The organism is uncultured Zhongshania sp., from assembly GCF_963975605.1.
GTDB lineage: Bacteria > Pseudomonadota > Gammaproteobacteria > Pseudomonadales > Spongiibacteraceae > Spongiibacter > Spongiibacter aquimaris.
On sequence record NZ_CAXBHN010000002.1, the window covers coordinates 311,788 to 323,522 of the forward strand.

The 11,735-nt window shown below is 51.8% G+C and carries 9 protein-coding genes; all 9 read right to left on the reverse strand.

All coding sequences use genetic code 11. The features are described 5' to 3' along the window. A complete protein-coding gene (locus AAC007_RS03775) occupies positions 1–5,211 on the reverse strand; it encodes a DUF2235 domain-containing protein (RefSeq protein WP_339674660.1) in 5,211 nt (1,736 codons plus the stop codon). Positions 5,212–5,327: 116 nt separating this feature from the next. Next, the gene (locus AAC007_RS03780) at positions 5,328–6,239 is read right to left on the reverse strand and encodes an OmpA family protein (protein ID WP_339674661.1); all 912 of its coding nucleotides are present in this window, start codon (positions 6,237–6,239) and stop codon (positions 5,328–5,330) included. A 26-nt stretch (positions 6,240–6,265) separates the two neighbouring features. Next, positions 6,266–6,739, reverse strand: a complete 474-nt coding sequence (locus AAC007_RS03785) for a hypothetical protein (RefSeq protein ID WP_339674662.1) — start codon at positions 6,737–6,739, stop codon at positions 6,266–6,268. Further along, entirely contained in the window at positions 6,726–7,550 is an 825-nt protein-coding gene (locus AAC007_RS03790) for a TadE family protein (RefSeq protein ID WP_339674663.1), read from the reverse strand. The genes AAC007_RS03785 and AAC007_RS03790 overlap by 14 nt, the downstream gene beginning before the upstream one ends. After that, positions 7,551–7,994: a tetratricopeptide repeat protein gene (locus AAC007_RS03795; protein WP_295871701.1), complete on the reverse strand. Its 444-nt coding sequence runs from the start codon at positions 7,992–7,994 to the stop codon at positions 7,551–7,553. Beyond that, entirely contained in the window at positions 7,978–8,301 is a 324-nt protein-coding gene (locus AAC007_RS03800; RefSeq protein WP_295871699.1) for a DUF192 domain-containing protein, read from the reverse strand. Before AAC007_RS03800 ends, AAC007_RS03795 begins: the two co-directional genes overlap by 17 nt. Next, entirely contained in the window at positions 8,301–9,182 is an 882-nt protein-coding gene (locus tag AAC007_RS03805) for a type II secretion system F family protein (protein ID WP_339674664.1), read from the reverse strand. Before AAC007_RS03805 ends, AAC007_RS03800 begins: the two co-directional genes overlap by 1 nt. Then, positions 9,175–10,026, reverse strand: a complete 852-nt coding sequence (locus tag AAC007_RS03810) for a type II secretion system F family protein (RefSeq protein WP_296433967.1) — start codon at positions 10,024–10,026, stop codon at positions 9,175–9,177. Before AAC007_RS03810 ends, AAC007_RS03805 begins: the two co-directional genes overlap by 8 nt. Further along, positions 10,026–11,735 carry an ATPase, T2SS/T4P/T4SS family gene (locus AAC007_RS03815; RefSeq protein ID WP_339674666.1) on the reverse strand — a complete coding sequence of 570 codons (1,710 nt, stop codon included), beginning with the start codon at positions 11,733–11,735 and terminating at the stop codon, positions 10,026–10,028. The genes AAC007_RS03810 and AAC007_RS03815 overlap by 1 nt, the downstream gene beginning before the upstream one ends.

Sequence of the window (11,735 nt, forward strand, 5' to 3'; positions counted from 1 at the left end):
TTAGTTTACGGTGATGCCCACATTGCTTTGCAACCACTGCCGATATTGATCCATATCGACAGTACCCCGCCGATTGCCTTGGTAGTTTTCATTAATCATGTCGGATAAATCCGGAAATTGTGGCGCGGTTTTTTGCCGCTCTGCGGGGTCTATGGGCTCCCATTGCACACATTGTCCTCGTTCACGGCGTTCACATTGCCTGTTAGGAGTGCTGAAGGGATCATTGGGATAATAAATCGACCGATCTCCGTCATCCGGATGAATCGCTCCCATAAATCCATCAGCGCGGCGCTCATCATGGATTACTGGACCTGTTACTGCTTGGTGCTCTGCTGATAACGGGCCGAGACTCACACCTGCATTCACCGCCTGTTGATACATCCATTGCAAAGCCACATCAGACAAGTCGCTGTCGGCATAGCCGCCGCCTACATCAGAATGTGCACCAATAAAGCCCCGCTCAACCACATTGCCAGAGGTAATGGATGCACCTGCAACTGGGGACACCGACGACAGGGGGAACAAGAAGCGGTGCTCATTCAACGCAACCGCTTGAGCGACATGGCCAATGCGGGAATCAATACTAAAATCATAGCCTATGTCGGTACCATTGCCCGCTAGGCCCATTGAACCCACCGTATCGAAAAGGCCCATAAAGCGAATATTAATAGGGTTGCAATCAGTGACTAGACCGCCCCAGCCATCGCTGTCAATACGCTCGAACACCTCATTGGAAAACTCCCGTGCCGCTGCTGCACCACGACTAAAGCCGACAATATCGATAACACGATCCCACGAATCATTTTCTAATAGCGTGCCAATTCTAGTCAAAGCCTTATCAACGCGCTCTCTGGAACCCAATCCCGCGCCACCGCCCAGCACATCATCCCAGATATCGCCATCAGTACCAACGCCAGGTTGATAGAAGAAGTCGTCTACTGAGTAACCCTGAGCATAATAGTTTTGTAGATGCGTAACATTGGTAAAGGTTGCACGATTACCCTGATCATTCCCCGTCCCGTCAAAGGCAAATAAAAACAGGCCCCAGGGATCGGTATTAGCCACCGGGTTGGCCATGGCATAGGCAAAGGTGTTGGCACCCCCCATTATTCCGATAGGGTCACTTTGGGTATAGCGGCCTGTTTCCGGATCATAATAGCGATGGTAATTGTAATGCAGGCCGCTTTCCGCATCGAAATACTGGCCGGCAAAACGCAGATTGAGGTTGGTGAAAGTGCCGTCGCCGTCAGGATCTTCATCAGGCAGCCCCACGCCGAACGCATCGCTCTGCCACTGCCAAACTGCTGTTTGATCTTGATTTGTGGCCAGCCGAGGTGTGTTAAGGTGGTCGCTATGCAGGTAGGTAATGATCGGAACTTGCTCAGCTTGCTGGTCGATCATCGCTACGGGCATACGCTGCCACCAAAGGTAAAAACGGTTGCTCTGCACCCCATCCCTAGGACTCCAAATCGTTTCCCCCAGTAACTGCCCATCATAATTATAGTGAAAGACGGTATGTTTTGGCCCCTGTTCAGTCATCGCAAGTTTATGCGTGCGCTGCCCCAAACTATTGTATGCGTAGGTCGATTTTAGTCGCCGATTGACGTACACCGCGACCAATTGGTTGATTTGGTTATAGACGTATCGGCGATCTAGACGGGGATGTGACTCAATCAGTGTGTTCCCGTTTCCGCTTAGTAATAATTGCGTGCCGCCGTATGTCTTAATGTGACTACTTTTTATTGAATAGTCTGAACTAATACTCACCTGTTGATCACCCAAAGATAAGTGCTGTGCCAGCCGATTGCCAACGGCATCGTACTTGTATTCTTTAGTGGGCAATCGGTCTTCGGCAGGCGTCTCTGCCACTAGACGTGCTAACGCATCGTAACGGTAATGCGTGCTAGGCTCCCCCACCATGCCGTGGGTATCAATGAGCTCGATCTGGTTGCGCGTGTCGTAATGATAGTTCTGTTGCCGCAATAGAGCGTCGAACTGAGTATTTTTCAGATATTGTCTAGTTAACCTGCCGTCTAGATCATAGTTGACACTTGCTTCAGCGCCATTCCCGTAACGCCAAGCCGCCGGTGTATCTCCCAAGGCGTAAACAACTTTGTCGATTATCGTTTGCCGAAAACCTGAGCGTTGGTAATAAATTTTGCTTACGCGTTCCCGGTCATAGCTAAATCGTTGCCGGTCACCGTTGGGAAGCTGTATGTAGTCCAACAGACCTTTGCGGTTGTAGTAGTAACCCACACTAAAATTTGCTGTTTGACCGTTGAGCGTAAAAGCGCGCACTTCGTTGGTCAGACGACCAAGGAAGTCGTAACTGTAATCAATGGTGCCACTGGCATCTTTGATGTGGGTAAGCTGCCCGATGCCTCGGCCGTGTTCTGCATCCGTACTGTCATAGCTATAGGCAACATCATTTCCAGTATCTGGATAGTCAATAGCAACAAGACGGCTGGCTAGATCATGACGATACTCTGTGCTTGCACGTACCGTACTCGCCTCAGCGAGTGTAGCGCCACCTTGCGTACGAATTTTATTGCCCGCACTATCATAATGATGCAGAAGCACGCCCGTATCGGGGCTCTGCATCATGACTATGTCGCCAAAGCCATTGTAAAAGTAGCGAGTCTGATGGCCTTCGGCATCGGTAATACTGGCCACCCGGCCCTGCAAACTGTAGTCAATAATGGTTTTACCCTGCAAGGCATTCAGGGTTTGGGTGAGCCGACCCAAGCCATCGTATTGCTGAAGGGACGGCTGGTCATTACCCTCCTTCCGCATACTCAGTAATTGCCCGCCTTTGGTGTAGCGGATATCGGTTCGCTGGCCGTATTGACCCAAAACGGAAATCACCCTCCCCAGCGAATCCAGTTGCCGATCGAACTGTCGTACCGGCAAGCCATGACTATCATAAGCAGTTTTCTCCTGCCATTGTCCGCTGACCGGCGAAGGAGTAATGCTCAACATCTCCCCCCTATAATTGACCACCCCAGTCAATTGCCTTGCGGCATTGTAATCAAATTGCTGCCAACTGCCGTCGGGCAGGGTGAGCTTTTGTAGCAAGCCGTTGCGGTCGATATCCAGGTCGATGGTTTCTGCAAGGTCACCGCCCCGGCGGGTGAGTGTGTCGAGGTGCTGGTATGCGTCGTAGGTCAGGCTGACCTCGATGCCGTTGGGCAGTTGGGCCTGAGTTAGTTGGGCGTGGCGATTGTAGGCGGTGAGGCGGGTAGTCTGGCCCAGGGGGTTGGTGATGGACTCGATCAGACCGTCGCGGTTGTAGGCAATGTGGGTGATGTCGTCGCTGCCGTCATCCCGGGCTGGCAGAGGACCATTGATTTCCACTTCTTTGGGCTGAGCTAGATTGTCTTGAGTGAAATAGTAAGAGTAGCGCCAAGTGCGTTGCTGGCCATACGTGCGATAAGGCTGCTCTTGTTGGCTGAGGTCGGTATCGGTACGGGTAAGTAGTCGGCCTGCGTCGCTGTAGTGAAACTCACGTTTGAGGTAGGTCTGCCATTCGCCAATGATATAAGTGCTGTAGGTAGCCTGGGTAACCAACGGCAGATCGGGGTGCCATTGATGTTCAATACGGCGGGCACCTTCTTCTGGCAGCCATTGACCCGCGTGTTTAGCGAGACCGTCCTCCCGCTGCTCTACCAACCCCCGCTCGTTGCGGGTATAGCTGGTGGCTTGGCCATTGGCGTCCACCGCCAGCTTAAGAAAGCCCTGAGGATTGTAGCGATGATTCTGGCGAGTTTCCGGGCAGGTGGGAGTGGCCTGGCCATCGGCGCGGACCAAACGGCGGTAGCCAGGCCGGGCAGCTTCGAGATGGAAAACCGTCGTTCGCCCAGCGGCATTGGTCATGGCAACAGTGCCATCGTCGCGATAATCAAAGGTAAGCTTTTCAGCACCCTCGCCGTGTTGACTGAGTACTGCCCGGCCTAAATGATCATAAGCCCAGGTAGCGTAGCGCTGGCCTTCAGCATCGGTAAGTCCGGTCAGGGCATGGGCAAAGCGGCTGTCTTCATAGTGGTAGGTGGCGGTATTGTCGGTAAACACCGCACTCACACTGGCCCAGAGACCTAGGCCGCTACGCTGATAGCCATGGAGGTTACCCGTATCACTGTACTGAAAGCGCAGTTGGTCACCGTCGGGCAATGTCACCCGGCTCAGCCAGACCTGTTTGTAGTGCAGTTGCAGCGCTGGGCCGCGGCTGTCGGTAATGCTGGCCAGGCGCGCAGCATCATCGTAGGTCAGGGTGTGGGAAATGCCATTGGGGTAGCGGACGTCTTGTAGCTGCCCCAGGGAATTGTAGTGTTCCACCACGCCATTAACGGTGGTGTAAAGCCAGCCGTCGCCCGCTTCAATGAGTTGGTCCACCACGCCATCGCCCTGCCAGTGCTTACCGTCTTGGTTAAACACATAAACAGAGCCATCGTCACGCAACATCTTGAGGGTATTGCTGTGTGGCGATGGCCGTGGTGGTGTGACTGTGGCAGTAACGTCTTCTGGCTTCGCCGGTAAACGCGGCAGTAAGAGTTGACGACTGTAACTGTGGCGCCAACCGTAACCCAGCGCACTGCGAATGGGGCTTTGCAGGCTGTTGTAGTAACGCTCAAAGACCAGAGGGGTGACACCGGCATGACGGTAGTCAAATTCCCGCTGAAATTTGTTGCCGGTGCCAATATCAATTGGGTTGCCGAAGGCGGTGTTAGTGGAGGCAACTGACGAGGCCGAGGGTGAACTTAAAGGGTCGCCACTGCCACCGCCCGTGTCTGCGGCACAGGACTGCCCCCCACCAGGATTGGGATTAAAAGGGTCTTCACTGTCGGGGTTGTCATCATCGCCGCCAATACCACCGACACCGCCATCCTCAGACTCGCCACCGGAGCCGTCCTGGCCATCACTGCCCTCACCCGCCGAAGGCCCACCGCTGCCGCCGGAACCGCTACCACCACCTATCGGTGCTAGGCCCGCTGTCTCCTTGGGATAAAACCAGCCCTGATAGTAGTTGGAGGCCAACTGGCTGGCCATTTCTCCCACATGCTGTTGCAGTGCGGGACCATAGCTTTGCACCCCGGCCAAGCCAACCAATACCCCAATGGACAGAATGGGCAGGTATTCCGCCATTACTGCGCCGCAGATCGCACGCCGTGGCTTGCGTATGGATATACCCAGTATGTTTAATAGCCGAGTTAGCATGGCCAAGTCCCTTTGTTTGCCGGAGGCCAGTGACCTCACCGTTCTTTCGAAGGTTTCCGTTCCTTCTCATATTTGCCGCTAAATCCTTCCGTTCATCAACACGAGGCTTCTTCGCTCTACTCCTGGGGATTAGGGCCGAGCAGTTGCACGGTAACACGCCGATTCTGCTCCCGCCCCGCCGCGAAACGATTATCCGCGTAGGGACTTGCCTCACCCTGTGCCAGCCGCTCAATGTGTAAACTGTCCAGACCAGCCTGTGATTTTAGCGCGGCGGCGACATGATCCGCCCTGCGCATCGCCAGCGCACAATTGTAAGCCGGCGCGCCATGACTATCGGCATGGCCGGTAATCACCACCTTGCTAACCTTGTCACGCTGAATCTTTGCCGCCAAGGCGGTGAGTTCGCGCCTGGACTGCTCAAGCAAGTGAGTACTGTCGTAGAGAAAAAACAACGATACTCTGTCATCGTCAACAGCTTGATCTGCAGGCTGAAACGGCGAACTGACAGGCCCGACCAGCCTCAGGAATGAACGCGGCTGGTCATCCAGCTCCACTATATAGAACTGGGCGTAGTACTCTGCATTGCCCGGCCCCGTGGCCTTGGCCAACAGATAGTGTTGGGTATCCTCCTTACCAAGCAGCTTGTCGCTAAGATACAACTGCCAGCCGCTTATATCACCGCATTGAAGGTAATCACAGCGGTAGAGCGTTTCAAATTTCAGGCGCTCCAACTGCCGCTCGACATCCCTGTATAAGGGTAGGATCGTAGTACCAGGCTTGTGGTCGACAATACGTACGGAACTCTGCGCCTCGAACTGGAGAACCTGTTGAGCCTGATAGCCTTCCGCGCCGTTCTCTGTGCGCAGATACTGGATTTCGCCCGACACCAACTCCAGCATTTTGTGTTGCCGGGTGGATTGATAGAAAACCTTGCCAGACGAAAGGCTGCTATAAAGCACGCTTTGATAGGGATCGGCAAAGGCAACTTTCAGGCAACATAACAGTAAAATGGAGACAAGTTTTTTCATACTGGCACCGGATATATTCCCCATTGTTACATGCTACAAGTCATGACCACCCGGGTAAGAAACCCAAGGCTGTCGCGTGCGTTTGCGTTATATACAGGTGCAACCAGCGGAAAAGGCGGTTCCCGGGACACAAACTGCCGGTAAAGCACCTGCAGCTTATCGAAGGTTTCAGCCCGGTATTTTGCAATCGCCTGGGCGCAAGCGGGACCAGCCATCAATGTGGTCGCTAGCGTTTGTTTCTTTAACGCAATGATATTTGCCAGTGCACGGTCCGCTTCACGATGGTAACCACGCACCACACCAGGGTTTATGTACTGCAGTTGATACGCAGGCTGCTGCCTCTTCCGATCCAGCTCTTCAGTAACCAGTTCGTCTTCCTTTTGGGCCGCCACCGCCAGCGCACTATCCAACTCGGCCAGCTGGGAAAGTACTTGCTGCGAATCTGCCGACCATGCCGGCAGGCTTAATAAGCAGAAAAAACCCACCCTAAATATTCTCACAATTCCCCCCCGCCTCTTCATCACCTTCACACCGGAACCCCGACTGCATGCGTATCACCGTGTGCCCCACAACCGGGATAAAATAGCGATTTTCGCCAAACGCCGCCGTCATGAGCTCACAAGCTTGCCAATCAGCGTCTGCAGTATTTACCGCTCGCAATGTACGCCAGATAATAAAGTTGGCCACAGGCACTTCCAGGTCATAACAATAACGCGAGCGCACACTCAGCAAATTGGCATCCATCAAGTTCACCCTGCTGCCATCAACGGCGTGAAGAGAGGAATCCCTCGTGTCAAGATTATCCACCGGAATCTCGAACACACTCTTCACAGCGGGTTTGAAGGCACCACCGTAGTCGCTGAACGGACATCCCGCCCCGGAACACGGCTCCAGGTCTTTAACGGGCACGGCAAAATAATCGAAGACTTCCCTGCTTGGCCAGATAACCTCTATGGGTTTGTAAGTATGGGACGTTGCCAACGCCATTTTGGAAGCCAGCAATTTAGGCTGATCCGGGTTATCAAAAAGCCCATCAGTGGTGGTACCACTGCGAAGTTCGGGCCTGATCTGCCCCAACGCCACCATTCGAGACCAGAACACCTGCTCCATTTTAGCGGTGTAACCATGATTTAACGCTCCGGATCGGGCAGCCTGAAAAGTGGCGTTGTTGACCGTGGCCTTCCCCCGATACAAGAGTGCAACTTGAACTATGCCCATCACCATGATCACCACCAGAGGAAAAGCTATCAGCATTTCCGGCAGGGCTTGGCCCCGCTGAGGGGGGTGATTGTTCAACATCAAACTCGGCATCTATTGGCCAGTAATGGCCGTAATCAGGCCATCCTTGAGCAAGAGGAAATTGCGCTCGTATTCGGGATTGTCCACCGCCGTGCGCTGATACCCTTCATCGGCAAGACTCATCGCCTCCTTTACTTTAAGCAGGGCGAGGTTGTACCAAGCCTTGGCGACCGAGGAATCTATATTGATGCAACGCCGATACATTCTGTCGGCCGCCGGATACTGGCCAGTACGAACATAAATATTTCCAAGCATGAAATGTACGTCGTAGTTGTCTTCGACCCGCTCACTTAGCTTGAGCAACACACGCTCGGCATCACTATACAAAGCACGATCGTAATAAGATTGTGCCTCTACCATTGGATTCTGTGGCTTCACATTCGCCGCCGTGGCGCTACAGGCGGAAATGTTAAGCATCATGAGCAATACCGTTAGCGCTCTAAAAATCCACAACATCACCTACCTCCAATTTTTGATTCAACACACCCGCTCCGGTCTCAAAAACATAGTAGGAACCGGGACATGCCAAGGTTTTAAAGGGGGCGACCGAATCATGGCAAGCCAACACATTGCGAGACGAATCCAGAAAGACAATATGCAAAGGCTTATTCATAAAAAAAGTATGAATGGATGAACACGGGTATATCACTACCGCTCCCCGCCTTTTTGCCACCGGAGAAAACATTCCCAGCAAGCGAGACAAAAATCGATTGGCATGAACAGGTCGCGGAGCAAGCTGGATCACGGGCGTTGATGTCGTCATTAAAATGCCTCCATTAATTTCATGCCTATGGGAAAAAATATAATGATGAAAGTGCTTGGGAATATGAATGCCACCAAGGGGAAGATCAGTTTTACCGGTGCTTCCATCGCCAGTTTTTCTGCCTTTTGAAATCGCTCGATACGGCGCTGATCAGCCTGGACCTTTAAAGCCTCGCCAATAGACGCGCCGGTTTTTTCTGCCTGAATCACGGTGGTAACAAATGCGTTAATTTCGGAAAGAGACAACCTATCCGCCATCAGGCGAAAGGCCTCGCTCCGCGGCACACCGGCACGCAAGTCTCGCATACACTTTTTAAATTCAGTTTTAAGGGGAGACTCCGGCCCTTTATCTACAGACTGCGCGATCGCACTGCTCATATTCAGACCTGCCTGGGTGGCCATGGTGAGAAAATCCAGGTACACCGGTAGCGACTTCACCAGCTCACGCTCCCTTCGTTTCTTAAAATCATTTACGCTGATAAGCGGCATAAGAAAGCCAAGCAGAAAACCTGTTGCCACATACAGGTAATCCATTGCTCCAAGCATATAGCCACACAAAGCCGCTACCCCTGCCATCACCGTGGCGGCGGTTAATTGCAGCCCAAAATACTGAGTTGGCCCCATCATGTAATTTAGCCCAGCCCGCTCTAGGTGCTTTTTATAGAACACCAGCCACTCTACCGGCAGTTTGTCGCCAATATAGTAGGAAAACATATTCACAATGGGCCATATCCGTCTTAATGATTTTGGCAATGGATCCAGATAATCGCGCTCATCACCGGGTACTTCCTCCCGAATACCGTATATAGACACATACATCACAACGATAGAAACTGGCACCATAGCTATCGCCATATATTTAAAAATAAACTCATCAAACATCGATATTCACTATTTTTCTGATAATTTTGTAACCGAGAAATTCAAGAACAACAATCACAAAACACGCGATCCAACCACGCCAATCGGTATACAATTTTGCCATTGTTTCAGGTTCTATCAGATAGATAGCAAAACCCACCCCAATGGGGAGCAGGGTCATCACCCAGCCCTGCAGGGTACCCATCGCGGTAAGGCTTTTAATTTTTCCTTCCATTTCGGCACGCCTGCGAATGGTATCCGAGAGCCTAAATAAAACTTCTGACAGACTACCGCCCACTTCTCTGGAAATTTTCATTCCCGCCACAACCAATTCGAGATCAGAAATCGGAACTCGACGATACATATTGTCAAGCGCAGAATTAAAATCGACGCCTAGCTTCAATTCATTCAGGAACAGGCCAAACTCCTGACCAAGGGGGCCGTTGTTCTCATTTACAACAATAGTGAGTGCGCCGCTAAGGTTAACTCCCGACTTCAACATGCCCGCAGTCGCCATCAAGGCATCCGGAAGATCCCTATTAAATTTTTTATAACGGCGATTTTTTAGTATCGTCACCACCTTGGCGGGTGTCAGGAGAACCAGCAAACCAAATACGATTGACATCCATACAGAACTACTAACGATGTAAACCAAAAGCGCAATAAAGACGAACGCCGCCGCACTGATATATTTAATGGTTTTGTCATCAATAAAAATAAAAATTTCATGCAGGGAAACCGTAGTGACATCTTTTACTTGTTCGTCATACTGGCTGATAGCGGAACGGGTGCTCCCTCCCACGGAATAGATAACAGCCAGCAGCGCCAGAAAAGACAGCGTTGACACCAGAACGGGAAACATCATTAGCCCGCCTGCTGCCTAGTGAAAATATCCAAGTCCACCGCTATACCCCTCGCTGACAGTTGTTCGTAGAATTCTGGCACCTGCCCCATGGCTTCAAATTGACCGATGACACGACCGTCTTCGTTATAGCCCGATTGTGTAAAACGAAATATTTCAGATAGCTGGACAATATTCCCCTCAACACCGGTGACCTCCGATATCGATGTGATTTTTCTGGAGCCACAGGCAAAGCGTGTCTGCTGTACGATAATATCCACCGCAGAGGCAATTTGTTCGCGAATGGCCGCCACCGGAAGGTCCATGCCCGACATCAATACAAGTACTTCCAGCCTGGAAATACAGTCCCTGGGCGAGTTGGAGTGAACCGTTGTCAATGATCCATCATGACCGGTATTCATCGCCTGCAGCATGTCCAGCGCCTCGCCGCTGCGACACTCCCCAACAACTATCCGGTCAGGCCGCATACGCAGACAGTTTTTCACCAAGTCCCGAATCGTCACCGCACCGGATCCCTCCTGATTTGGAGGGCGAGCCTCCAGTGACACCACATGAGGCTTGTTGAGCTTCAACTCGGCCGCATCCTCGACCGTGACGATTCTCTCGTTATCAGGAATAAAGTTAGACAAGGCATTCAGCAGGGTTGTCTTCCCCGACCCCGTGCCGCCAGAAATAATAATATTCAGGCGCTGATTAACCGCGATATCCAAAAAGTCAGCCATTTCTTTATTCAGCGAAGAAAAGCCGATCAAGTGCCCAATCGTCAACTTCTCCTGCATAAATTTTCGGATGGTGATAGTCGGCCCTTTTAGTGCCAGAGGAGGAATTATCGCGTTAACCCTCGAACCGTCCTTCAATCTGGCGTCCACCATGGGTGAGCTTTCGTCTATCCGTCGGCCTAAAGGCGTAACGATTCTTTCAATGGCACTGAGAACCGCCTTGTCATCGCTAAAACAGATATTGGATTTTATTAAGCGCCCGCCCTCTTCGTAGTACACTTCATCACAGGAATTCACCATGACTTCACTAATATCATTGCGGGCCAAAAGCTCCTCCAGCGGACCCAGCCCAACGGCCTCATCCAGCACCTGCCTAGCAATGTCACTCCTGGACAAGGCACGGGGAAAATCAGCTGACTTTGCGATAGCTTCCGAGATAATTTCCGCCGATAAAGCCCTTAACTCTACATCGTTCAACGTCGAGATATTCGTTCTTCTAAGATCCATTGTTTTTAGCAAAGAGGCGTGAATCTTTAGTTTCCAAGCCCGTATCAGCTCCCGACGCTCGGCGTCGTCATTTGGCATCAGGCTTGAAGTTTCGATATTTATCTTTTCTTTCTCGACGGGAACAGCGCTCGTCGCCAGTACAGGCTCCACGGGGACGACACCACCCAGAAGCTTCTCAGGCTCCGCTTTAATGGCGAAATCTTCAAGCGTGATTATATAATCGCCAATGCCAATTTTGTCGCCTTGTCGAAGCGGGCCATACTCACCCATGATGCGGGTGGCATTAACATAAATTGGATACTTTTGGTCTGCCTCCCTGACAAACACGCCCCCGGAAAGTTTGTTGACCTCAGCGTGACACTTCGAAACCTTCCAACCACTCAGATCAACCAAACAGGCGGAGCCTTTGCCTATCAGGAATGAGTCCGCCTCGCAAAAAAGTTTTCCGACCATTGTTCCCTTTTTGGTTTGCACAAGAACCTTCAT

Coding starts and splice junctions, on each gene's coding strand:
- AAC007_RS03775 (WP_339674660.1), bottom strand. CDS start 5,211: ATGCTAACTCGGCTATTAAACATACTGGGTATATCCATACGCAAGCCA.
- AAC007_RS03780 (WP_339674661.1), bottom strand. CDS start 6,239: ATGAAAAAACTTGTCTCCATTTTACTGTTATGTTGCCTGAAAGTTGCC.
- AAC007_RS03790 (WP_339674663.1), bottom strand. CDS start 7,550: ATGCCGAGTTTGATGTTGAACAATCACCCCCCTCAGCGGGGCCAAGCC.
- AAC007_RS03795 (WP_295871701.1), bottom strand. CDS start 7,994: ATGTTGTGGATTTTTAGAGCGCTAACGGTATTGCTCATGATGCTTAAC.
- AAC007_RS03800 (WP_295871699.1), bottom strand. CDS start 8,301: ATGACGACATCAACGCCCGTGATCCAGCTTGCTCCGCGACCTGTTCAT.
- AAC007_RS03805 (WP_339674664.1), bottom strand. CDS start 9,182: ATGTTTGATGAGTTTATTTTTAAATATATGGCGATAGCTATGGTGCCA.
- AAC007_RS03810 (WP_296433967.1), bottom strand. CDS start 10,026: ATGATGTTTCCCGTTCTGGTGTCAACGCTGTCTTTTCTGGCGCTGCTG.
- AAC007_RS03815 (WP_339674666.1), bottom strand. CDS start 11,735: ATGAAGGTTCTTGTGCAAACCAAAAAGGGAACAATGGTCGGAAAACTT.